General features: G+C 64.3%; 26 protein-coding genes and 1 pseudogene. 9 read left to right on the forward strand and 18 right to left on the reverse strand.

The window, feature by feature from the left end:
- Window positions 1-72: 72 nt before the first annotated feature.
- The 9 genes from rpsJ to NJT13_RS08345 form a co-directional block, all read right to left on the reverse strand.
- A complete protein-coding gene (gene rpsJ / locus NJT13_RS08305; protein WP_004215311.1) occupies window positions 73-381 on the reverse strand; it encodes a 30S ribosomal protein S10 in 309 nt (102 codons plus the stop codon).
- Window positions 382-1,644, reverse strand: coding sequence for a translation elongation factor EF-1 subunit alpha (gene tuf / locus NJT13_RS08310; RefSeq protein WP_254525089.1), 1,263 nt, complete (start codon window positions 1,642-1,644; stop codon window positions 382-384).
- A gap of 258 nt (window positions 1,645-1,902) precedes the next feature.
- On the reverse strand, window positions 1,903-2,850 hold the full coding sequence (locus tag NJT13_RS08315) for a homoserine dehydrogenase (RefSeq protein WP_254525090.1): 948 nt from the start codon (window positions 2,848-2,850) through the stop codon (window positions 1,903-1,905).
- The gene (locus NJT13_RS08320) at window positions 2,850-3,416 is read right to left on the reverse strand and encodes an amino acid-binding protein (RefSeq protein WP_254525091.1); all 567 of its coding nucleotides are present in this window, start codon (window positions 3,414-3,416) and stop codon (window positions 2,850-2,852) included. The genes NJT13_RS08315 and NJT13_RS08320 overlap by 1 nt, the downstream gene beginning before the upstream one ends.
- A 155-nt stretch (window positions 3,417-3,571) precedes the next feature.
- Window positions 3,572-3,937 carry a NifU family protein gene (locus NJT13_RS08325; RefSeq protein ID WP_254525092.1) on the reverse strand — a complete coding sequence of 122 codons (366 nt, stop codon included), beginning with the start codon at window positions 3,935-3,937 and terminating at the stop codon, window positions 3,572-3,574.
- 60 nt (window positions 3,938-3,997) lie between these two features.
- Window positions 3,998-5,458: an LVIVD repeat-containing protein gene (locus NJT13_RS08330; RefSeq protein ID WP_254525093.1), complete on the reverse strand. Its 1,461-nt coding sequence runs from the start codon at window positions 5,456-5,458 to the stop codon at window positions 3,998-4,000.
- 214 nt (window positions 5,459-5,672) lie between these two features.
- Window positions 5,673-6,650, reverse strand: coding sequence for an ROK family protein (locus NJT13_RS08335; RefSeq protein ID WP_254525094.1), 978 nt, complete (start codon window positions 6,648-6,650; stop codon window positions 5,673-5,675).
- Between the two features lie 341 nt (window positions 6,651-6,991).
- A complete protein-coding gene (locus tag NJT13_RS08340) occupies window positions 6,992-7,456 on the reverse strand; it encodes a universal stress protein (RefSeq protein WP_254525095.1) in 465 nt (154 codons plus the stop codon).
- A 138-nt stretch (window positions 7,457-7,594) separates the two neighbouring features.
- The gene (locus NJT13_RS08345; RefSeq protein ID WP_254525096.1) at window positions 7,595-8,059 is read right to left on the reverse strand and encodes a universal stress protein; all 465 of its coding nucleotides are present in this window, start codon (window positions 8,057-8,059) and stop codon (window positions 7,595-7,597) included.
- A 104-nt stretch (window positions 8,060-8,163) separates the two neighbouring features.
- Between NJT13_RS08345 and NJT13_RS08350 the strand changes: the two genes are divergently transcribed.
- The 6 genes from NJT13_RS08350 to NJT13_RS08375 all read left to right on the forward strand — a co-directional run bounded on the left by NJT13_RS08350 (window position 8,164) and on the right by NJT13_RS08375 (window position 11,994).
- Window positions 8,164-8,904 (forward strand): SDR family NAD(P)-dependent oxidoreductase, encoded by a 741-nt coding sequence (locus NJT13_RS08350; protein WP_254525097.1) that lies wholly within the window; start codon window positions 8,164-8,166, stop codon window positions 8,902-8,904.
- Between the two features lie 71 nt (window positions 8,905-8,975).
- Entirely contained in the window at window positions 8,976-9,434 is a 459-nt protein-coding gene (locus NJT13_RS08355; RefSeq protein WP_254525098.1) for an MOSC domain-containing protein, read from the forward strand.
- A 75-nt stretch (window positions 9,435-9,509) separates the two neighbouring features.
- Window positions 9,510-10,307: a YqcI/YcgG family protein gene (locus tag NJT13_RS08360; RefSeq protein ID WP_254525099.1), complete on the forward strand. Its 798-nt coding sequence runs from the start codon at window positions 9,510-9,512 to the stop codon at window positions 10,305-10,307.
- The gene (locus NJT13_RS08365; protein WP_254525100.1) at window positions 10,304-10,903 is read left to right on the forward strand and encodes a cysteine hydrolase family protein; all 600 of its coding nucleotides are present in this window, start codon (window positions 10,304-10,306) and stop codon (window positions 10,901-10,903) included. Before NJT13_RS08360 ends, NJT13_RS08365 begins: the two co-directional genes overlap by 4 nt.
- A 92-nt stretch (window positions 10,904-10,995) precedes the next feature.
- On the forward strand, window positions 10,996-11,463 hold the full coding sequence (locus NJT13_RS08370) for a phosphopantetheine adenylyltransferase (RefSeq protein ID WP_254525101.1): 468 nt from the start codon (window positions 10,996-10,998) through the stop codon (window positions 11,461-11,463).
- Between the two features lie 120 nt (window positions 11,464-11,583).
- On the forward strand, window positions 11,584-11,994 hold the full coding sequence (locus NJT13_RS08375; protein ID WP_254525102.1) for a hypothetical protein: 411 nt from the start codon (window positions 11,584-11,586) through the stop codon (window positions 11,992-11,994).
- A gap of 66 nt (window positions 11,995-12,060) precedes the next feature.
- Here the strand turns inward: NJT13_RS08375 and NJT13_RS08380 are convergent, their stop codons facing one another.
- Window positions 12,061-12,504, reverse strand: a complete 444-nt coding sequence (locus tag NJT13_RS08380; protein WP_254525103.1) for a universal stress protein — start codon at window positions 12,502-12,504, stop codon at window positions 12,061-12,063.
- An 86-nt stretch (window positions 12,505-12,590) separates the two neighbouring features.
- Window positions 12,591-13,388: a ZIP family metal transporter gene (locus NJT13_RS08385; RefSeq protein WP_254525104.1), complete on the reverse strand. Its 798-nt coding sequence runs from the start codon at window positions 13,386-13,388 to the stop codon at window positions 12,591-12,593.
- A gap of 173 nt (window positions 13,389-13,561) precedes the next feature.
- Here NJT13_RS08385 and NJT13_RS08390 point away from each other — a divergent pair, with 173 nt between their 5' ends.
- Window positions 13,562-15,202, forward strand: a complete 1,641-nt coding sequence (locus tag NJT13_RS08390) for a potassium channel family protein (protein ID WP_254525105.1) — start codon at window positions 13,562-13,564, stop codon at window positions 15,200-15,202.
- A 50-nt stretch (window positions 15,203-15,252) separates the two neighbouring features.
- Here the strand turns inward: NJT13_RS08390 and NJT13_RS08395 are convergent, their stop codons facing one another.
- The 6 genes and pseudogenes from NJT13_RS08395 to NJT13_RS08420 all read right to left on the reverse strand — a co-directional run bounded on the left by NJT13_RS08395 (window position 15,253) and on the right by NJT13_RS08420 (window position 19,869).
- Window positions 15,253-16,506: a digeranylgeranylglycerophospholipid reductase gene (locus NJT13_RS08395; RefSeq protein ID WP_254525106.1), complete on the reverse strand. Its 1,254-nt coding sequence runs from the start codon at window positions 16,504-16,506 to the stop codon at window positions 15,253-15,255.
- A 285-nt stretch (window positions 16,507-16,791) separates the two neighbouring features.
- Window positions 16,792-17,118 (reverse strand): annotated as a pseudogene (locus tag NJT13_RS08400) (zinc ribbon domain-containing protein); the annotation flags it as partial.
- A gap of 170 nt (window positions 17,119-17,288) precedes the next feature.
- Window positions 17,289-17,822, reverse strand: a complete 534-nt coding sequence (locus NJT13_RS08405) for a zinc ribbon domain-containing protein (RefSeq protein WP_254525107.1) — start codon at window positions 17,820-17,822, stop codon at window positions 17,289-17,291.
- 3 nt (window positions 17,823-17,825) lie between these two features.
- The gene (locus NJT13_RS08410; RefSeq protein WP_254525108.1) at window positions 17,826-18,275 is read right to left on the reverse strand and encodes an FxLYD domain-containing protein; all 450 of its coding nucleotides are present in this window, start codon (window positions 18,273-18,275) and stop codon (window positions 17,826-17,828) included.
- An 851-nt stretch (window positions 18,276-19,126) separates the two neighbouring features.
- Window positions 19,127-19,543, reverse strand: a complete 417-nt coding sequence (locus NJT13_RS08415) for a universal stress protein (protein WP_254525109.1) — start codon at window positions 19,541-19,543, stop codon at window positions 19,127-19,129.
- Between the two features lie 176 nt (window positions 19,544-19,719).
- Complete coding sequence (locus tag NJT13_RS08420; RefSeq protein WP_254525110.1) at window positions 19,720-19,869, reverse strand: DUF7557 family protein; 150 nt, start codon at window positions 19,867-19,869, stop codon at window positions 19,720-19,722.
- A gap of 184 nt (window positions 19,870-20,053) precedes the next feature.
- Here NJT13_RS08420 and NJT13_RS08425 point away from each other — a divergent pair, with 184 nt between their 5' ends.
- Window positions 20,054-20,293 (forward strand): hypothetical protein, encoded by a 240-nt coding sequence (locus NJT13_RS08425; RefSeq protein ID WP_254525111.1) that lies wholly within the window; start codon window positions 20,054-20,056, stop codon window positions 20,291-20,293.
- A gap of 126 nt (window positions 20,294-20,419) precedes the next feature.
- Here the strand turns inward: NJT13_RS08425 and NJT13_RS08430 are convergent, their stop codons facing one another.
- On the reverse strand, window positions 20,420-21,208 hold the full coding sequence (locus NJT13_RS08430) for a hypothetical protein (RefSeq protein ID WP_425499794.1): 789 nt from the start codon (window positions 21,206-21,208) through the stop codon (window positions 20,420-20,422).
- A gap of 631 nt (window positions 21,209-21,839) precedes the next feature.
- Between NJT13_RS08430 and NJT13_RS08435 the strand changes: the two genes are divergently transcribed.
- On the forward strand, window positions 21,840-22,946 hold the full coding sequence (locus NJT13_RS08435; protein WP_254525113.1) for an aminotransferase class V-fold PLP-dependent enzyme: 1,107 nt from the start codon (window positions 21,840-21,842) through the stop codon (window positions 22,944-22,946).
- Window positions 22,947-23,019 lie beyond the last annotated feature (73 nt).

Genomic DNA, 23,019 nt, shown 5'->3' on the forward strand with positions numbered 1-23,019 from the left:
TGGCGGATCACCACTCGCGACTGCAAAAACGATGAAAACTCCTCCTCGCACTCGAGTCCGATCGAACGGGCCTCAGTCTTCGAGGACGATCTCGATCGAAACGTCGTTGGGCACCTGAATGCGCATGAGCTGTCGGAGTGCGCGTTCGTCGGCGTCCAGATCGATCAGGCGCTTGTGGACGCGCATCTCCCAGTGCTCCCACGTGGCGGTGCCCTCGCCGTCGGGCGATTTCCGGGTCGGCACCTCGAGGGTCTTCGTCGGCAGCGGGATCGGACCGCTCAGGTTGACGCCGGTGTTGTTCGCGATCTCGCGGACGTCGTCACAGATGTCGTCCAGGTCGTCGGGACTGGTGCCCGCGAGTCGAACGCGTGCTTGCTGCATTTATTTCTCGTTGACGTCGAGGACCTTGCCGGCGGCGATGGTCTGACCCATGTCGCGGATTGCGAAGCTCCCGAGTTCGGGAATCTCGCTGGACGGCTCGATGCTGAGGGGCTTTTGCGGTCGGATGGTGACCACAGCAGCGTCGCCCGACTGGATGAAGTCGGGGTTCTCCTCGGCGACCTCGCCGCTCGAGGGGTCCATCTTCTTGTCGATGGACTCGATCGTACAGGCGACCTGCGCCGTGTGGGCGTGGAAGACCGGCGTGTAGCCGGCGGTGATCACGGACGGGTGCTGCATGACGACGATCTGGGCCTGGAACGTCTCGGCGACGCTCGGCGGGTCGTCGGCGGGGCCACAGACGTCACCGCGGCGGATGTCGTCTTTGCCGATGCCGCGGACGTTGAATCCGACGTTGTCACCGGGCTCGGCTTTGGGCACCTCTTCGTGGTGCATCTCGATCGTCTTGACCTCGCCGCCCACGTCGCTGGGCTGGAAGGAGACGTTGTCGCCCGTGTTCATGACACCGGTCTCGATACGTCCGACGGGGACGGTACCGATACCCGAAATCGTGTAGACGTCCTGAATCGGGAGTCGGAGCGGCGCGTCCGTCGGCGGCTCCGGCTCCGGCAGGTCGTTCAGGGCCTCGAGCAGGATTTCGCCGTCGTACCAGGACGTGTTGTCCGACCGCTCGGCGATGTTGTCGCCCTCGAACGCCGAGATCGGGATGAACGACGCGTCGTCGGTGTTGAACTGGACCTGCTTGAGCAGTTGCTCGACTTCGGTGACGACCTCGTCGTACGTCGACTCCTCGTAGTCGACGACGTCCATCTTGTTGATGCCGATGATGAGTTCGTCGATACCGAGGGTGCGAGCCAGGAAGACGTGCTCCTGGGTCTGGGGCGCGACACCGTCGTCGGCGGCGACGACGAGGACGGCGTTGTCCGCCTGGGATGCGCCCGTAATCATGTTCTTGACGAAGTCGCGGTGACCGGGACAGTCGACGATCGTGAAGTCGTACTCGTCGGTCGAGAACTCCTGGTGGGCGATGTCGATGGTCACACCGCGTTCGCGCTCTTCGGCGAGGTTGTCCATGACGTAGGCGAACTCGAAGCCGCCTTTGCCTTTCTCCTCGGCTTCCTCGCGGTGCTGTTCGATGACGTGCTCGGGTACGCTCCCTGTCTCGTAGAGGAGTCGTCCCACGAGCGTGCTCTTCCCGTGGTCAACGTGACCGATGATGGCCAGGTTCTGGTGTCGTTCGCTCATTGTTGTAGCTCACGCGCAGAGGCGCTTATATCGGTGTCCTTGGCTCGTTGCGGTTAAAACCATTTCGAAAGCGTATTCAGGAGAACCCGCCGCTGTCTTGCGGTTTGCCTAGTATTCACACGCCACGGAAGGTCCGGCTGACGGATATCGCCTGCACGAACGCCGGGCGACGCTCGCTCGAGTGGGACCCGAAGCGACTCGAGCGAACCGACACGAGGAGACGGGAGGCGGCGAAGAACGGAAGCGCCGGAGTCGGGTTTACAGGGGCGGGAGGCGGCCGACGTCGGAGAGCACCGCGGTCGCCGTCTCCGGCCCACCAGCGCCGCGACCGCTCGAGTGGAGCGACCCGGCGTTGCGGGTTTCTATCTGGACGATGTTTCGGGTGCCGGACACGGCGAGAGCGCCGTTTTCGGCGACGAGCCGCGGTCCGACGCGAACGCCGTCGCGGGTCGCTTCGCCGATGAGCCTGATCGTGCGGCCGTCCTCCGCGGCGAGGTCGAGCGCGCTGCCGGGGATGGTCTGGATGCCCTCGACCGTCGCGTCGTCGAGTGCGAAGCCGCCGTCGGCCAGTACGTTGGCCAGGATGACGAACTTCAGTGCGGCGTCGGTGCCGTCGACGTCGAACGTCGGATCGGCCTCGGCGACGCCCAGGTCCTGGGCCTCCGCGAGGACGTGCTCGTAGTCGAGGCCCTCGGCGGCCATCCGAGTGAGAATGAAGTTCGCGGTGCCGTTCAAGACCCCGCGGACCGCGGTGACCGCCTGTGGCGTACAGTCCTCGATCGTCGAGAGGATCGGGATCGCACCGCCGACGGTCGCCTCGAACCGGATCGAGCCGGCGCTCTCCGATTCGAGCGCGCGGAGTTCCGCGTACCGCTCGGCCACCGGGCCCTTGTTCGCGAGGACGACGTGGCGGTCGTCCTCGAGCGCGCGCCGGACGTGCGAAAAGCCGGGCTCGGCGTCGTCGAGCGTCGTCGGCGTCGCCTCGACGAGGACGTCGTAGTCCGTTTCGAAGACGGCCCCGGGATCGCGGGTACCGAGCGCCTCACCGCCGACCTTACGCTCGAGGACGTCCGCGACGGCGATGCCGTTGGGATCGGTCGCGGCGTCCGTCGAGTCGGCGATGGCGACGACCTCGTGACCGTACTCGCCCGCGAGGTCGGCGACCGAACGGCCGACGTCACCGGCGCCGAGAATCGCGAGACGCATCAGGCCTCACCTCCCAGCAGGGGTTCGACAACGGTCAGATCCTTGTCCGTCCCGATCGAACGGATGGCTGCGAGCGCCTCCGCCGACCGACCGGAGTCGATCGCCAGCCGGGCGCGAGCGCTCGCGACACCCGCAGTCCCGTCCGGGGCGGCCAGCGAGAGGTCGAGAACGACGGCGTCGGCCTCGTCTTCGATCCGAGAGAGCGTGTTCGAGAGGTCGGTCTCGACGAGGTGTCCGACCAGCACGACGTTTACTTCCTCGCCGTAGTGTTCTTCGCCGGCCTGAATGACGTTGACGCCGGCGTCGCGCAGCGCCTGAACGATGCCGTCGAAGCGGTCCGGGGGACACTCGAGGTCGACCTCGACGGGGATGTGCCCGCGAGGCGTAATGTTGCCGCGTTCGTGGTGGATGCTCAGCAGATTGCCGCCGCTGTCGGCGATCGGTGTGAGCGCGCGAAGTAATTCGCCGGGCTCGTCGACGAGTTCGAGTCGGACGGTATAGGCGCGCACGCCGCCGTCGGTCTCGGCGTCGGGATCGTCCTCGTCGGATTCGGGTCCGTCACCCATCGCCGACACCTCCTGCCTGCGGGCATCTACTCGTCATGATGTACGGTTCCGTAATGGGCGCGTAAAAGGATATAGGACTTGCCAAAACGCGCCGGCCCTGTCAACGATGGGCACATGACACGTCGCTGTCGCCGAATCGTGGTGCCGTCGGCGCCTCACAGGTGGTCTTTTCCCGGATTCGACGATCCCCAGTCGCCGCGGCCGCCTTCGGTACGGTCGACTCCCATGATCGACTCGGGCTGGTCCGGTCCGCCGAGACTGTCGCGCGCGTCGGGCACTCGGACCGTGACCGTCTCGATTTCCGGCCAGGTGATGAGTTCGGCCTCGATGTTACCCGTCGTGACGTCGCTGACCGAACACCCCGTACATCCGCCGCCGAGTTCGATGACGACCTCCCCGGTCTCGGGGTCGGCCGCTCGCACCGCGCTGGTTCCACCGTGCATCTGGATGATCGGCATCTCGCGTGCCAACCACGCCTCGACGCGTTCCCGGAGGGACGGATCGTCGTCGGAATCGGTCATTGCTACCTGTAGGAACTCGAGCGGTGAATAAGTTAGGTTACGCGGTCCGAATCCGCCGAATTAATCCTGAACGTTCTCGCGGCGGCGGCGAAGCCACTCCAGTGCAACCGCTCCGCCTGCCAGCCCCGCAACGCCGGTGAATCCCGGGATCGAATCGTCGTTCTCCCCGCGCTGTCCGCCGGTGTCGTTCGGCATCCCACCGCCGGTATCGGTCGTCTCGTTCGTCCCGTTTGCCGCGCCGCGCCAGCTCTCCGGGTCCCGTACCGACGGCGGGTCAGCCTGCTCGCCGGCCTCGATCGGGAACGTATAGAGCGCACCCTCGAGCGACGTGTCGGGAATCGCCTCCGTGCTGGACGCGAGAAACGTCTCGCCGGGCGAGAGAACGCGAGCCGTCCAGAACGCTGTCTCGGCGGGATCGCGCCACCAGGCGAGCCGTTTCGGGTTCTCGGGATCGGACACGTCGTGGATCTTCACCCCGGCCCGGTACCACGACGAGTAGAGACGCTCGCCGCGAAGCTCGAAATTGTGCGACGTGGTCCACAGTCCGGCTCGGTAGGACTCGTCGGTCGTTCGCGGGGGATCGATACGTCCCCGCTCGACGGGGTCCGTCGGATCGGACACGTCGTAGAGGTCGATCCCACCCGGTCTGTCCGGCTCGTCGGCGCCCGTCGCCCAGGCCTCCCGACCGACCGCCACGAGCCCCCCGGTGTCGTCGACCGCGGCGTAATGATCGTTGCCCGGAAGTCCGTACACTGCGGTCCGCCAGTCGGCGATGGCTCGCTGCTCCTCGAGCGTGGTGTCGGCGACGTGAGTGACGTACGCGGGGTCGGTCGGGTCGGAGACGTCGACCAGATACGTACCGGCGTTCCAGTGGGGAAGATACGCCGTCTCGTCACGAACGGAGACGTCGTGGAGGTAGCGCGCGAGCATGTCGATTTCTCCCCAGCCCGGCTCGCGCTCGAGAAGCGACCAGTAGCCGAGTTGCGCGATCTCGTCGCCGCCGACGTCGAATATCACGAGTGGGTTTTCCGATCGCGTATTCGCGACGACGTACAGCCGGTCGCCCTCGAGAACGCAGTTGTGGATGTGGTAGTCCGTCTCGAAGTCGGCGATCGAGACGGGATCGGCGGGATCGCTCACGTCGTACAGACGAACGCCCGCGACGCCGAACCCCGGATTGGCCGGCCCCGCGACGACCAGTCGGTCGCCGTCGACGCTCACGTCGAGGATCTGGGTCAGCGGCGAGCCGCCGATCTCGACGTCGCGTTCCTCGGCGAGCAGCGCGGGCTCGGCGGGGTCGCTCACGTCGACGGTGACCAAGCCGGTCGTCGCCGCAACGTAGGCGGTCTCGCCGTCGTCGCCGGCGACCGCCTCCGCCGCGCCCGTAATCGCGAGGCTGCCCAGCGGCTCGTAGGCCCCCTGCCCGTCGGTCGCGGCGACCGCTCGAGACGCCGTCGACGAGATCGATAGGGGTGCGAGACCGGCAGCGCCACTCGCTCGAAGGAACGCTCTCCGCTCCATGGTCACAGCAGTGCGATGCAGCTACAAAGACGTGATTACTCGTATCCGTGGCTGAGCGTGCACCCGTCGGTGCGAGGCTACTCGAGGACGTCAGTAGTGCCGAGTCGACCGAGAAAACCGGAATCGGGCACTGTGACGACGATATCGTCGATCGTCGATGGCCGGAACGGGGAGGAATTGGAGACCGCCGTCGAGATCGGCAGGTCCCAGCGGTTCAGCCGCGCAGCCGCCGCCGGTCGCCGGTTCCCTCGGTCATGGCGCTGGCGAGCGCGCCCTCGACGACGACGTCGTCGCCGAGATCGGTGACGCGGATCTCGGGGACGTTGGTCATCACCATCTCCGCGACGCGCTCGCGGATCGGGTCGACGACGAGTTCCTCGTTGTGCAGCGCGACCGCACCGCCGAAGGAGACGACGATCGGCGCGAACGCGTGGACGATATTGGTGACGCCGACCGCGTTCCAGTGTGCCAGCTGTTCGATGACGTAGTCCGCGAGCTCGTCCTCGCCCGCGAGGTCGAAGACATCTTTCGCCGTGAAGTCCGGCCCGTCGAGCGGGAGGGCCGTCGTGATTGTCGGGTCGTCTTCGGCGAGCAGTCGAGCGTAGTTCGGGATGCCGTTCCCGGAACAGTAGGCCTCCCAGTGGCCGTCGCGACCGCAGCCGCAGGTCAATCGGCCGCACGGGTCGACGACGTAGTGACCGACCTCGCCGGCGTTGCCGTCCCAGCCGCCCATGATCTCCCCGTCGCAGCAGACGCCGGCTCCGATCCCGGAGGAGATAGTGACGTAAACCATGTCGTCAGGGTTGCTGGCGGCGTGAAACCGCTCTCCGATGACGCCCGCCGTCGTGTCGTTGTGAAGGTGCACGTCGTCGCTGTCGATCAGCTTCGCGATCGGCCCCGTCAGCGGAATCCGATCGATCGAATCGGGCAGGTTCGCCGGATCGATCACGGTCCCTTCCGCGAGGTCGAACGGGCCGATCGACCCGATCCCGGCGGCCGCGATCCGCTCGGGGTCGATCCCCGCCTGTCCGCACGCCTCGCGAAGCGTTCGGAGCACCCCTTCCGTTACGTCGATACCTGTCGGCCCGCGCGGCGTGGATCGGCGACTCGAGCCGATCGTCGTCCCATCGGGCTCGGCGACGATGGCCCGGACGTTGGTCGCGCCGAGATCGACGCCCGCATAGTAGACCATGTTATCCTAGTGGACGAACGCGGCCGTACTTAACTACCCAGATTATACTCGGCAACGAGTAGCGATTTCGATACGTTACGGACACGGTGGAAATCGCGACGGGAACCGCAGACAGAAAGGGGAGCGAAAGGGGGACGGAGGGAGGAAGCGATGGTGAGTGCAGAGAGGAAAAGGAGGGATGAGGGCGACGAGGGAGGGGGAGGGATGAGGATGAAGAGAAGAGGGGGAAAGGAGAACGAAAGCGGTGTGGCGACGAGCGCCACCGAAACGCGGCTCACCTGCAGGCGGGAAGCGAAATCGGGCCCGCGGAGCGAACGGGGAATCGGCGGCGGCTCGCGTCGTCACTCCATGACGTCGAGATCGCGGAAGTACGTGACCGGACAGGGCGCCTGGAGGATAATTTCCTGCGAGACGGAGCCGAGAACGGCCTTTTCCGCGGGCGAGCGGCGGCGGCCGCCGACGACCATTCGATCCGCGTTCACGTCGATCGCCATGTCGACGACTTCGTCACCGACTTCGCCGAGTGCTCCTTTGATCTCGTACTCGACACCGGCCTCCTCGAACCGTTCGGCAAGTTCGGGAACCGGGGAACGGCGAGCCGCGACCTCGTCCGGATCCACGTCCGCCGCACGCGCCGTGAAGCCGAGATCGTCGTGGACGTCCTCGTATTCGTCTTCGGTGAAGGCGTGACCGATCACGACTTTCGCGCCGAGGGGGTCCGCGATCTCGAGAACCGTCTCCGCGAGTTCCGGTGCGCGCACTGTGTCCATCGGCCCGACGGCGAGTAATACTGTATCGATTGCCATACCGGCACAGTGGTCGGGCCACCCGCTTAAGGGTTCTCGTGAGTGCAGTATTCCCGGAACGATGCGCGTTCGTCACAGCGGAGTCGCGTCCGCTCCGACTCGAGGTCGACGGCAGACCGGGAATCCGCCGACCCGTGGTCAATCGGCGTGTTCGTCGCTCCGGACGAACGTGACCGGACAGGGTGCCGACAGCAACACTTCCTGGGCCGTCGAGCCGAAGACGGCTTTCCCGGTCGGCGACCGACGCCGTCCGCCGACGACGACGCGATCGGCGCCGGAACTCGACGCCAGATCGACGATCGACGACCCGTGGTCGCCGACCGCCCCACGGATCTCGTACTCGACGTCGTGTTCGTCGAAGACGTCACGGAGCTCGTGAATCGTCGAGTGGCGCGCCGCGACGGCGTCGGGGTCGATTTCGTCGACGGTTCGATCGAACTCGAGGCGATCGAGCACGTCGTTGTATTCGTCGCTGGTGAAGACGTGAGCGAGAACGACGGTCGCGTCGGCGGGCGTTGCTACCTCGAGGACCGCTTCGGCCAGTTTACCGCTCCGGTCCGCGTCGCTGGGTCCGACGGCGAGGAGCACGGTTTCTAACTTCATAGTACCAACTACTGACTCGGAATGATGTAAATCCCTATTCTCGAAACATTCAACGGTGTTTCAGTTCCAGATGTTTTTTCCACACAGTCGACCAGGAGGGATGCATGGACGGACCAGATCTCTCCGATCGAACGGTGCTCGTCACGGGCAGCGCGAGCGGCGTCGGTCGCGAACTGTTGCTGGCGACGGCCGACTGTGGCGCACGGACGGCGGTTCACTACCGAACGAGCGCCGAGGCGGCCCGCGACGTCGCCGCGGCGGCGCTCGAGCGCGGGGCACCCGAGGCGGTGACGGTACAGGGCGACGTGACCGACCCGGACGACGTCGACGACCTCTTCGCCGTCGTCGAATCCGAACTCGGACCGGTCGACGTGCTGGTGAACAACGTCGGCGATTTCGCGCCGTCACACTGGTCGGATCTCGAGTTCGAGACCTGGAACCGGGTCATCGAGACCAACCTCAACGGAACGTACCTCTGTTCGAAGCGAGCGCTTCCCGGGATGCGAGAGACCGGGTACGGCCGAATCGTAAACCTCGGGTACGCCTCGAGCGAGAGGGGACTCGTGAGTCCGAAGAACTTCCCCTACTTCGTCGCAAAGACCGGCGTGATGATGTTCACGCGCATGCTCGCGGCGGATACGTGCGACGACGGGATAACCGTCAACGCCATCTCGCCGTACGTCGTCGAAAACTCCGACGAGTTCCCCGAGGAACTGCCCCGCGGGCGACCCGCGAGCTTCGACGATCTCGTTCAGCCGCTGTATTTCTTCCTCGACCCGGATACTGGGTACGTCAGCGGGGAGAATATCGAAGTCGACGGCGGCTGGTTACCCGAGCGGGTGTGACGAGCGTGGGTAGCCGAGCCGGGCGGAGTACGATCGGGGGAGTTAACCCGGACGGGTGCCCCGACGACGGTATGACCGGTCGAGTTCGATCGATCCATCTCGCGCCCGAACGGGGGGAATCGATGCGACACGTCGATAGCGTGAGCGCGGTCGCGAACCGGGGACTCGAGGGCGATCGCTACTACAGCGACGAGGGAACGTTCGCCGAGCGCACCGGAAGCGACGTCACGCTCATCGAGAGCGAGACCCTGGACGCGGTCGAGCGCGACTACGACATCGACCTCGAGCCCGGCGTCCACCGGCGAAACCTGACGACCGAGGGGGTCGCGTTGAACCACCTGGTCGACCGCCGGTTCCGCATCGGCGAGGTCGTCTGCGAGGGCACGGAGCTCTGCGAGCCGTGTTCGTACCTCGAGCGTTACCTCGAGAAACGAGGGATCCGCGACGCGCTCGTCCACCGCGGCGGGCTCCGAGCCCGGATTCACGAGGGTGGGGCCGTGACGACTGGAGACGACGTCGAACCGATCTGACCCGAGTTCGCACGCGGAACGCCGACGCCTCGAGCGGAACGCAAATTACATTTCCGCGAGCACCAAGGGCAATTCATGAACGAGCCGGGTATCCAGTCGCTGATGGATCAGGCGACGCTGGATCGGCGGGTTCGGACCGGTGACGCGCCGGCGTGGGTCGGCGACCACTGGGAAACGTTTCGAGAGGGATTGCTCGGGGAGCGAAACGGATCGCCGTTTCCCTGTTTCTTCGGCGTCGAATCGGTTCAACAAGGTGAGCCGCTGTACACCGCAGTGCCCTCGATGAGCGACGCGGAGGCGTTGCTGACGTTGCGGGATCGGATTCTCGAGTACCTCGATAGCTATCGGGATCACTCGGATCGAGCCTCGCTCGTGACCTTCTTCAAGCCGCCCGAGCGGCCGCTCTCGGAGGCCTCGTATCACGACGCCCTCTGGCACATCTTGCAGACGCTGCACCTCCACGATCCCGAGCCGTGGCCCGACGACATTCCCACCGATCCCGACGACCCACACTGGGAATTCTGTCTCGGCGGCGAGCCGATGTTTCCGACCTGCCGGGCCCCGTTCTACGAGACGCGAAAGAGCCGGTACTGTCCCGTCGGTCTCGAAATTACGTTTCAGCCGCGCGCACTGTTCGAAGATCTCGACGTGACAGCCGACACGCCGGCCGGCCAGCGCGCCCGCGACGTCATCCAGGACCGCCTCGAGGAGTACGACGGGGTCTGTCCGCACGCCGATCTCGGCGACTGGGGCGTCGAGGGAGACCGCGAGTGGCCGCAGTACATGTTCTCGGAGGACGAATCGCAAGCGCCGTCGACGTGTCCGATCACGATCACCCGAACGCACCCGAAATCCGCCGCGCGCCTCCCATGACGGCCGCCGAACGCGCCGTCGACGCGAGCGTCGCGAACCGCGCTCGAATCGAGGACGCCGTCCTCGTCCTGATCGACTTCCAGCGGGGGTTCGACGATCCCTCCTGGGGGAACCGAAACAATCCCGACGCGGAAGCGAACGCGGCGCGGTTGCTCGAGCGCTGGCGCGATCGAAATCGGCCCGTCGTCCACGTTCGACACGACTCGACGGAGCCCGACTCGCCGCTTCGGGGCGACGACCCCGGCTTCGCGTTCAAACCGGAGACGGCGCCCAGAGAGCGCGAGACGACCGTGGAAAAGTCGGTCAATAGCGCGTTCATCGGAACCGATCTCGAGGAGTGGCTCCGTAAACGGGACCACGAGACGCTCGTTATCGCGGGGCTCACGACGGACCACTGCGTTTCGACGAGCGCGCGAATGGCCGAGAATCTCGGCTTCGATCCCATCGTGGTCGGCGACGCGACCGCGACCTTCGATCGGACCTACGACGGCGAGACGTTCGACGCGGAGACGGTCCACCGCACCGCGCTGGCTCACCTCGCCGGCGAGTTCGCGACGGTGGCGACGACGGCGGGTCTTCTCGAGGACGGGTCCTGAATCCGGACTCGCTCTGGCGGCAGATTCGACCGTCCCACGGTGTCCGGGATTTCACACCACAATTATGGGAATCCCCGTACTCGAGTACCGGTATGCGAGTCGCAGTCGCCGGCACGTTTGGGCCGCTTCACGACGGACATCGGGCGCTGTTCGAACACGCACTTCGATTCGGCGACGACGGCGTCGTCGTGGCGCTGACGAGTGACGAGCTGGCGGTCGAGACGCGCCACGAGCCCCGTCCGATTCCCACGTTCGGCGAACGAACGCGATCCGTGGCCGACGCGATAGCAGAGATCGACGAGTGGAATCGGGAGATCGAAATCCGGGAACTCGAGACCGAACGCGGGATCGCGACCGACGATCCGTCGATCGACGCGCTCGTCGTCTCCCCCGAGACGGCCCCGGAACTCGAGGAGATCAACGACGAGCGGCGCGAACGCGGGCTGGACCCGCTGTCCGGAATCGTCGCACCCTACGTCCTCGACGACGACGGCGAGCGTATTTCATCGACGCGAATCGTCAGGGGGGAGATCGACGAACACGGGCACGTTCTCGAGTAACTCGAGTCTGGCGAGTCCGGACCGTCGCTCGGGACCTCGAGTTCCGGCCGCTCGAAGCCGGGTGCGTGCGATCCGTCGACGACAAAATAGTAATGGACGACGAGACAGTCAGTGTACCTGATGAACGGTGACCGACGACCGCTGTTGTACGTGCTGCTCGGTAGTGCGCTGCTCGTGACGCTGGTGCTTCATATCGTATTCGTTCCGCGATATCTCCCCGGCGACGTGTTGTTGACCGTGCTGACGCTCGGTGCCGGCTGGATAACGTACACGCTCGTGTTCTACGCGCTCGGTCGGGCGGGAGCCGAACACGACCGCGAGGAGTTCCCCAGCATGCGGTTCGCCGATATCGGTATCGCGCTCCTTCTCGTCTCGTTGTTGATCATGCTGGCCTTCGACGCGATCGGGATTCCCCTCGAGGGAATCGTCGGAATCTACGCCCTGCCTGCGATCGGAGTCTACGCCGGGCTCGCGCTCCTCGGCTGGTCGATCGGCCGCCGGACCGAGGCGATCAACGAGATCGCCGGATGACGATGGGGATCGACGTCCCCGCAGAACGACGATCGGTACCGGACGGGAGCCCCGCCGAAACGACGCTCACTCCGTCTGCGGTCCCGAGTTCGCGACGAAGACCGGTATATCGCCGAATCGAATGACGTGATCGGTGACGCTTCCCAGCGCCATCCGGTGGACGCCGCCGCGACCGCGGGTTCCCATGACGACGAGGTCGGCATCGATATCCCGGGCGTACTCGAGGAGTTCGCTCTCGGGCGGGCCCTCGAGTACGACGCCGGTAACGTCGAGGTCGGCGGCGGCGGCCCGATCGACGACCGCGTCGACGTGTTCCCGGGCACGACCGCGCATCGCGTCTTCGGCGCTCGCGGCGTCACCCGGGAGTCGGAGATCCCCCAGCGGGCCGGTGTCGGCGACGCACGCGACGTGAACCGCCGCATCGTGGACGGCCGCGAGTTCGAGGCCGGTCTCGGCGGCGGCCTCGGCGTGGTCGCTGCCGTCGGTCGGAATCAGGATGGTATCGAACATTTCCCGGAACGTACGGCGAGACCCGTGAAATGACTGGCGAAAGGACAGGTCGCGGTGCGCCCCGGTCCCGGCATCTCGGTCGGTGCTCAGACGAACGCCAGCGGCACCATGACGAGGATTCCGACGACGACGCCGGCCGCGAGTTCGGGCTTGCCACCTCGGGGCAACTCCGCGCCGATATCGAGCGCTTCGGGGACGAACTCGGTGAGAACGAGGTAGATCATCGCGCCGGCGGCGAAGCCGAAGCCGTAGGGGAGAAACTCGCGCGCGTACCGGACGAACCCGAACGCGAGGACGGCGCCGATCGGCTGGGGAAGGCTCGAGAAGACGGCCCACCAGACCATCTTCCACTCGGAGACGCCCATCGACTTCAGCGGGATCGAGATCGCGGTTCCCTCGGGGATATTGTGGATCGAGATCGCGATCGTCATAAAGATCGCCAGCAACGGGACGGTAAAGCCGAGGAGTTCGGCTCCGCCTTCGAGCCCGAGATCGGCAAAGGAGACGCCGATAGCGACTCCTTCCGGGAAACTGTGAACGGTCAGGATGCCGAGGATGAGAATCAGTTTCTTGAAATCGGCTTCCTCGTACTCCCGTGGATCGACATCGGCGTCCATCAGGACGTCGTGAGCCACGACGACGAGCGCGACCCCGGCGGCGATGCCGATCGCGATCTCGAGGGGCGTTCCCTCGGCCAGCCCCTCCTCGACGAGGCCGAAGGTCGACGCCGAGAGCATGATGCCCGACGAGAGCCCCCAGAGGACGACGTTCCGACGGTCGCTGATCCCCTCGAAGAAGAAAAACGGTATCGCGCCGAGTCCAGTCGCGAGGGCTGTGATCAGCCCGGCGACGAACACCAGTGTGAGATTCTCGAGGAGCGCCATCGACTGTCGTATCGGCCTCGGGATATAAATCGACGGCGAAGGCGGCCTTCGGGCCACGTTTTCGCGATGACACCCTGCGTATGACGGGAGAGGCGCTCGCAACGCGGTCGACCGTCCCATCGTCAGTTCGATCGACCGATACCATCAACAGCCGTCCGTCGGTTAGGTAGCGTATGCCACTGTGGAGATCACGCCGCACCCGCCACTATTTCGTCCTCGTGGTCGTGACGACCGTCGGCGCGACGTTGCTGTACAATTACGGGATGGCAACGTGGGAGAACGACCCACAGCCGCTTTTCCGGTCGCTGGGCATCGTCTTTCAATCGTTCACGACGACCGGCTACGGCGAGGATGCGGGATGGGCGACGCCGCAGATGTACGTGCTGACGATCGGCCTGCAACTGATGGGGATCGGCCTGATCCTCACCGCGGCGGACGTCTTCGCCGTTCCGTGGCTCCGGAACACGCTGGCGATCACCCCCCCGACGGCGGCCACGGAACTCGAGGATCACGTCGTCATCTGCGAGTACACGCCTCGCGGTGAGGCGTTCATCGAGGAACTCGAGTCCCGCGGGCGGGAGTACGTCGTCGTCGAACCGGACGAGGAGACGGCGACCGCCCTCCACGAGGCCGAGTACAGGGTGATCCACGGCGATCCGGAGTCGACGGCGGTCCTCGAGAACGCCGGGATCGAGCGGGCGACGGCGGTCGTGGCCGATTCGGCCGACGATACGAACGCGAGCATCGTCCTCTCCGCCCGGGAGGCGAATCCGGACGTGCGGATCGTGACGCTGGTCGAGGACCAGCGCCTCGGTGAGTATCACAGAATCGCGGGCGCGGACGAGGTGCTGTCACCGCGTCAGTTGCTCGGCGAGAGTCTCGCACACCGCGTGCCGACGGCGGTGACGACGGCAGTCGAAGACGGGGTCGAGATCGGCGACGACCTGGAACTGGTCGAGCTCTCGATCGCCGAGGGAAGCGACCTCGCCGGCCGGACGGCGGGCGAGATCCGGCTCCGGGAGAAGTACGGCGTGGACGGCATCGGGGTGTGGTTCGACGGATCGTTCGAGAGCCCGATCCCGGGAGACCGGGAGATCGACGTCGGGACGCGCCTTCTCGTCGCGGGGGAACCGGAGCGGATCGATGCGTTACGCGCGAAAGCGTTGTCGACGGTCCACCCCTTCGCCGCCCAGCACGTGGTGATCGCCGGGTACGGCGAGTCGGGTGCGGCGGCCGGTGACGCGCTCGCGGCGACGAATTCTCGAGTGACCGTTCTCGACACCGTCGACAAAGACGGCGTCAACGTGGTCGGGGACGCTCGCGATCCGGCGGCCATCCGCGAGGCCGGGGTCGACGACGCGTCCGCGGTGATCGTCACCCTCGACGACGACACGACTGCGATCTTCACGACGCTCGTCGTCCGGGACCTGAATCCGTCGGTCGACATCATCGTCCGCGCGAACGACGCCGAGAGCGTTCAGAAACTCTACCGGGCGGGTGCGGACTACATCCAGTCGCTCGCGACGGTCAGCGGCCGGATGCTCGCCTCGACCGTCTTCGAAGACGCGGAGGTGCTGGCTGTCGACCGGCAGATCGAGGTCGTGAAGCTTCCCGTCGGTCGACTCGCCGGGCGAACGGTCGTCGACGCGGACGTCCGCTCGAGAACGGGCTGTACGGTCCTCGCCGTCGCCAGAGGAGACGAGACGGTCACCGAATTCGATCCGACGTCGTTCGTCCTCGAGGCGGACGACGAGGTCGTCCTCGCCGGCACCGACGAGAGCGTACAATCGTTCGAGGCGCAATTTCTGGCGTGAGACGAAGGGGCAGAGTCCCCGGCGCTCGACTCGCCGAGCGTTTCGAGAACCTACGACAGCAAGCCGCCGAGGTCGAGGCCGAACTGCTGTTTCGCGAACCGGGCGAGCAGGGGCCCGTCCTCGAGGTCGAGCAACCGGGCGATGGCCAGTGGCTTCCCGTTGTTCGCGTCGGCGAGCGTTTCGTCGTCGAGACGTTGCAGATCCCGCATGAGCCTGTCGTAGCGGTCGTTAGGGGCGAGATAGAGCAGTTGCGTCATCAGCAGTCGGGTTTTCGCGCTCGGCGCGACGTCGCGGTGCCAGAGCGTCTCGTAGACCGCGAGATTCTCGGCAGTCGGCTCGAGGTTCCCGTGTTTGAGACAGCTGTCGGCGGCGGCCGCGGCCACGCGACCGGACTGCATACACTTGTTAATTCCTTCGCCCCAGAGCGGATCGACGGTCGGGACCGTGTCGCCGATGGCCATGAACCGGTCGGTGTGGAGTTTCCCGGGTGCCTGGATGTGGGCCGACCCGCGGTGTTGTTTGCCCTCGATTCGCTCGGCGTCCCGGAACCGCGGGTCGGTCTCGAGCCAGTGGGACAGATAATCGTCGATGCTGAAGTCGTCCCGGCTGTACTGGGCGTGACTGTCGTTCTGAATGTAACAGAGGCCGACCTTTGCGGTGTCTTCGCCCGTGTGGAAGATCCAGGAGTACCCCCCGGGCGCGATGTCGTGGTCCAGACGCAGCATCATCGCGTCGCGCAAATCCGCGAATCCCGGTCGATCGATATCGATTCCTTCGAACTCGTACTCGATGCCGATCGCGTGGTTCTCGCGTTTGAGGTCGACCACGCCGAGTTTCTTCGCGAGGGGAGCGGCCGGTCCCGTCGCATCGACGACGATGTCGCCGTAGACTTCCTCGTCACCGTTGTAAGTGACGCCGACGATCTCGCCACCGTCCATGATCGGGGCCGTGACGCGGGCGTCGAACCGATACTCTGCGCCGTCGTCACGGCCGTCTCGCACGAGATAGCGCTTGAAGTCGGCGAACTCGAGTACCGCGCCGGGTTGCTCGCGAACGTAGTGTTCCATCGGCGACTCGAGGACGACGCTGTCCGTGTACTGCATCACGACGTCGTCCGGAATGCCGAAAGACGCCATCATGGAGGGGAAAGTTCCCGCGGTAGACTTGTTACTCTGGCGAGGGAACTCGTCCTCCGCTTCGGTCTCGAGGACGACGACGTCGTACCCTCTGGCGGCGAGATCGCGGGCACACTGCGCACCGGCGGGACCGGCACCGGCGATGACTACGTCGTAGCAGTCGTTCATGTAACCGTGACTGTGGTGGACCGTAATTAGTCTGTCCTGTTCGGTCGATCGTACGTGATCGAGTCCCTTCAGTGTCTCTCCAGCGCGAACGAGCCACGTTCCCGCTGCAAGCGGTGGCCGCCGGCGACGTGCTGTCGAACGTAACCGAACGACGCTCCTGAAACCCTCACCACCTGACAAAACATGCCTGTTAGTTCATCGCGCGTATGCAGCACGGACTGCATCGAAATCCCCTCCTCAGCAAGCAGACGTTCTCACTAACTGGCTTCGTGAATCGCCTCGGGGTCACGCCCCGAGGCTTCCTGCTTCTATGACGCGCTTTGCAGACACCGACGTGGTGTCCGTAGGGAGCGCAGTCTCCACGGGCGTTGATTCGGGCCATCCCAGCCCTAACTCCTGAAAACCACTCTGCAAGACGTTCAACGATGCGTTTGCATCACGGTCACACTCAAACCCACAACTCGGACAGGAGTGTTCCCTGACCCAGATTGGTTTCACCGTCTCCACACCACATTGAACGCACTCTTTCGTCGTGCCTCGTGCTTCAACCTGAACGACACGCGTGCCGTACAGGTCGCCCTTGTATTCGAGCAACGTGAATGTGATAGTCCAGTCGTTCCGCTACTGCTTGTGTCGGGCAATCGTGGTAACGGTGACTGTATTCCATCGCTGCCTACTGGTTAAGAGTGTGTTGACTTACTGGCTTGTTACACGGAGTGTCTGATTCAACCCCGAAGTCAAGCCTCGGGGCATTCTCCTTGCACTTCTGTAAAGTACTGATTCTATGCATTCACTCCTTCTTCGTTCATTCGTTCAGCGGTCTTGTAGGCGTCCCAGACACTGTAGACCCAGGTAATGGGGAACGTGATTAGGCCAATCAGAACGAACATTAGAATCACATTGATGACCTGAACGACCATTAGCAAGATGCCCTTGGCGAGTTCGCCGTTATAGATTTGGCCACCGCCAGTGATAACGGCTGATGCAAGAGCAGCAAGCCCAGGATTCTTTTCAACCGAGTTCGAATCCGCACTCGAATTGACAGCGACACCACAGTTCGTACAGACCGCTGCCTGTTCCGAAATCTCCTCACCACAGTTCATACAGAACTGAGTGTTCGTATTCGTTCGTGCAGGGTCATATCCCCCGCTCGTGCCATTGGTCGGTTCTGAACCCGTCTCTACTTCTACGCCAGATTCGTCTTCTGCTCCTGAATCCATCTTGACTTCCGCGTCTGCTTCAGATTCTCTGTCTGAGTCTGTGTCGTCGAACTGTTCGTCTCGATCGTCGGCTACTGCGTCGGTGGATTCTGTCATTGATCAGAATGGGGAAGTGCTCGTTTCGAGTTCGTATTCCGCGAACTCGTTCGGCTCGAGTGTGGTCATGATTTCGAAGCGAAGCGTCTCTCCGTTTGCAACATCCGTGAAGTTAGTGAACGCGTCGTCAACGCGAGTACCATCCTCGTCACGGAATCGTGCCCGAATCTCGACGTAGGACTGCTCTTCGCCCGTATTGTTCTGGATTTCGCCGTGGATTTCGACGTAGCTGCCGATATCGGACTCGACAACGTTGTGGGTCAGAATTTCAACTCCGCTTGACCCATCTCCGCCGTCGCCGTTATCATTACCATTGCCGTTGCCACCAGTATCTTCGTTAGTATTTCTGTCACCCGACGCGGTGTCAGAATCGTCCTCACTGGATGCGCAACCAGCAAGAGCGGCGATAGTTCCAGTCGATGCAGCGATCGTGATGAATTTTCGTCGGTTCATAATTGACTCTATTCTGAACCCGGTTCAATCTCGACAGTACGTAACTAGTATATAAATTGATAGAGAGGGTTTCTGGTGGCGAGTTACCGACCTCTAAAATTCATGATTATCATTAGTTGTTTACTCTGATTCAATGGGCTTGCTTCTGATATGTGGATGTGTGACATCCTCCTCGCCGCAAACGGAGAGGGATCGAAGATCCCTCAGGCAGTCAGGAATGAGTGGTCTGCGCAACGTTTGAATCACGTTGTCGCCGAAACTGGGCTCGACGATATGAAGGGCGCAGCTTGTAGACCTGGGTCGTTCAAAGGGTACGCCAATCACTCCGCTGATTCACCCGCTGACCGGACAGTCTCGGATGGGCCATGAGGTTGGTTGGTTTTCTCTACGAGAATCGACGTCACGAGGGACGTCTGACGTCCGTGTTCGTGGACTCTCAGCCAGACGCGAGTGGTGCCGTCACACCGCCTGTATGTGGTATGTCACGACATACTTGGGCGAGTCACCGAGTATCGGCTTCATCCACGGGGTTAAACCCCGTGGCAGGCACTGTGACCACCTGTAAATCTAGCAAGAATTGCGAGACGTCAACGGATTAGAGGGTGTGAGCTGTTGGATCTCGTTACACAGTATATTGTGTTTTCGCTCACGCGCCTATTTTACATCCACGTGAGCAATGAGTCAGGATGTTCAATACAAATTGGCCAGAAATATCTTGCCGCATCTTCCGGTTTTCTCTAGATGTAACAGTGCCACAGAGCTAATCGAACAGAATGGGGCAACAGGTTCGCCAGATTGGCAGGTACGCGATCGACGACACGACGGTCGAATCCACCGCTGCCAAACGGTCACTACCTCACGATCGTCACCGGGACGGGCGCCTGTCGACCGACCCGTTCGGCCACGCTCCCCAGCAACACTCTCGAGAACCCGGTTCGGCCGTGGCTCCCGACGACGATCAGGTCGACGTCGTTGTCCGCGGCGTAGGAGACGATTTCGTCCGCGGGCTGGCCGACGGCCACCGCCGTCTCGACAGCGCAGTCGTCTTCCGCCGCGCGCTCCTCGGCGTCGGCGAGTAACTCCGTCGCCTCGTCGCGCAGTCGCTCGAGTAGCGCATCCGCTCCGAGGTGTGCGACCTCACCGTAACTGCTGTTCGTCGGGTCGACGGCGTGAAGTACCGTCAGTTCGTCGTCAGCGTGTTCCGTACACGCGAACTCGAGCGCCGCCCATCCCGGCTCCGAGTCCTCGAGGGCGACCAGCAGGTGCATACCGACCGATACGCGCACCAACTACTTGAGTGTCATCCCTTGTCACAGTCTGTGGACGGTCGGAGCGGCGCGCCGGGTGTGAAAACGCGAGCGATACCGACGGCTGGCAATCCGATCGATTCGAGCAGAGCGATTTCTACGCGGCCGACGAGGATGCCTTCGAATCCGTCCCCGTTTCACTCGGAGTAGCCTTCCTGCAGGAAGGCGCCCTCCGTTTCGTACATCGAAACCAGTTCTTCGATGAGTTCCTCGTGGGATTGTCCCTCCTCACAGTGGGCGTCGAGTCGCTCCATCAGATCGTCGCTTATCTCGAGTGTATTTGTCATGATAGGTGGCGCGTGGGAGCGCGTCCTACCGTCAGTGGCGAGCAACAAATAGCCCCGGGACGCGTACGCAGCCTCGAGCGACCAGTCGCCGCCGAGAGCGGGACGAGACCGATTTACCGGGGGTGCGTTCGAACCGGCACGGGACGGCCGTCGCCTTACCCGGACGGGTACCGTAGCCGCCGGTATGACCGCACCATTGACCGACGACGAGGTCGGAAAGACGGTCGTCGACGTCGAAGGGAAGGAACTCGGCATCGTCGCCGACGTCGAGGACGACAGAGCGTACGTCGATCCCAACCCGAGTCTGGCGGAACAGGCGCTCGCTGCCGTCGGGTGGGAGAATCGAGACGACGAGGACTACGTCGTCACCGAGGACATGCTCGAGCGAGTCGACAGCGAGGTCATCCTGCGCGGCGAACTCTGAGGGGGAACCGACGGATCCGAACGCACCGGCCGTCGGCCGTCCGGCTCCGGCCGAACCGACGGCCGCGCGGAGGTGGACGCACGACGGCGTTTCCGGGTTCGCGAACGCTCGCTCGAGCGACCGGGTTCACTCGGCTGACCGATCGTCGAACGTCTGTTCGCGCCACGTGGTCCAGTCGTAGAGCCGCTCGAGTTCGCCGCCTTGCTGGCGGATCGCGACGGCGGTATTGAACAGGAACGCCGCGACCAGCGTCGTCCCGACGAGCCAGGTGGCGTCGGCGAGCGCGCTGTAGCCGGACAGATAGCCCGTCACGAGGTCGACGAAGACGACCGCGACGACACAGACGATCGCCGGCAACAGGTGACGCGTCAGCGCGGCGAAGGTCGTCCCTTCGTGGACGCTGACGGCGCGGACGCCGTAGAACACCGCCCAGGCGGACGTGACGATCCAGCCGACGGCGACGACCAATCGCGTGGACGAACTCTCGACGAGGAAGGTCCCCCACCAGGCGGCAACGAAGATACCGATGACCACGTAGTCGACCCACGCGGGCACCAATCGGGTCCGATCGCCCGCCGTCGGCTGCTCGTGATACATCGCGCGGATCGCCAGCGCGAGAAAGAGGATGAAAAAGAGCACCGCTCCGTCGACGAACCGAGTGATCCACTCGGGCTCGAGCAATATCGAGGCGACTCCGGCGACGGCGTAGACGATCGCCGCACCGATCCCGATCACGAGATACCACAGTTCGGTGCCGGCCTCGACCGCGAGGACGTCTCGAACGTAGACGATCGCGTAGTAGAGGAGGATCACCGCGGCGATACCGATCGCGAGATACGCGAACAGCCGTCCGATCGCGACCGTCGTCGCCGGATCGCTCGCGTCGAACGCGATCGACGGACTCGAGGGGAACATCACAGCCTGAGACTGGCGTCCGAACTGGCTTAAGAATACACCTCTGTTACTGGCGATCGGGAAGGAAACGAGCGCGTCGTGTCAGCGAAACCGAATCGGAGCGCGGACGGACGGGCGGACGGGTTCGGATCTCGGGACGAAACGAATGCGGTCCGGTCGGAGGTGAGCGGGATCGAAGAGGGGCCGGTCGCAGGCGGGGTCGACGGTGTGCCGACAGTCCCTCATCGCCCGCCGGCTGATCGGTGTTCGCGCTGTTCACCTGTCCATTGCTCTCGAGACAGCCGGCCACGGCGAGCGCGCCGGTCGCCTGCAGTACGTGTCGTCGGTGGAATCGGGTTTCGGCCATCGTTCTTCTCCTCATTTACCGATTTGGTGGACATACGTTCAGCAGTATCGACGACTCCCGGCCCATGGTAACTGAGTTGACCATTCCCACCATATCGTGGGAATTTATATATCCAATTTCGAAACGCGGCCATCAGTGGACGGACACGCGGAGAGACCGGGATCGGGCCCGCCGGACGAACTGACGCCGCACGGCAGTCGTACCTCTTCGAAGTGTGTCTACGTGGGCCGTTTCCACGCGGCCCGACCGGCAGAACGAACACGGAAGCGTGCGAACGATCGGGTGATGGAGCCACGTGATCTCCGCGAGACGATGCCCGCTCTGGAGTCGAGCGTCTACTGCAACTGGGGTGCCGGCGGACCGAGCCCCCGCCGCGTCGTCGAAGCGGCCGAATCTGCACTCGAGTATCACGAATACGAAGCGCCCGCGGCGGAGGGGATGTATCCCGCGGCGGTCGACGTGTACGACGACGCGCGAGCGGCGGTCGCCGACCTGCTCGGGTGCGCGCCGAGCGAGATCGCGCTCACGCAGAGTACGACCGACGGGATCAACCGGGTCGCGGGCGCGCTCGAGTGGACCGAAGACGACGTCGTCGTCAGGACCGACCTCGAGCACTCGGCGGGCGTTCTGCCGTGGCAGCGTCTCGAACGCGAAGCGGGGGTCGACGTGCGAGTTCTCGAGACCGAGGCGGGGCGACTCGCGCTCGACGACGTGAAGGCCGTCGCGGCGGAAGCGACGCTGATCTGCGTGAGTTCGGTGACGTGGACCCACGGCACCCGACTGCCGATCGGCGAAATCGTCGACATCGCCCACGACGAGGACGCGCTGGTGCTGGTCGACGCCGTGCAATCGCCCGGCCAGGGCCCGGTCGACGTCCGCGAGTGGGGCGCCGACTTCGTCGTCGCGGCGGGCCACAAGTGGCTGCTCGGGCCGTTCGGCGCGGGCTTTCTCTTCGTCCGCGACGGGGTCGAGCGGGACCTCGTTCCGGCAGCGATCGGCTACCGGAGCGTCGCGGACGAAGACGACGGCGACTACCGCTACGCTGCCGGAGCACAGCGGTTCGAAATCGGAACGGCGAGTCCGGCGCCGCACGCCGGGCTCACGGAAGCCATCGACGTGCTCGAGGACGTCGGAATCGACGCGATCCAGCGGCGAGTCGAAGCCCTCACCGATCGGCTCAAAGACGGCCTGACGGACGACCGACTGCTCAGTCCCCGATCGTACGAATCGGGACTGATAACGATCGACGTCGCCGAGCCCGAGCAGGAGGTGGACAGACTCGCCGACCGCGGGATCGTCGTCAGATCCCTCCCGAAGCCGGACGCGATCCGCGCGTCGATTCACGCCTACAACACCAGCGAGGACGTAGACGCGGTGCTCGAGGCGCTGTGAGTCGGATAGACGCCTCACTCGAGGCACTGGTCACGGTAAGACGGCCGAGAACGGCGGAGTGAGTCGGACGACG

This window comes from Natrinema caseinilyticum (assembly GCF_024227435.1).
Taxonomy (GTDB): domain Archaea; phylum Halobacteriota; class Halobacteria; order Halobacteriales; family Natrialbaceae; genus Natrinema; species Natrinema caseinilyticum.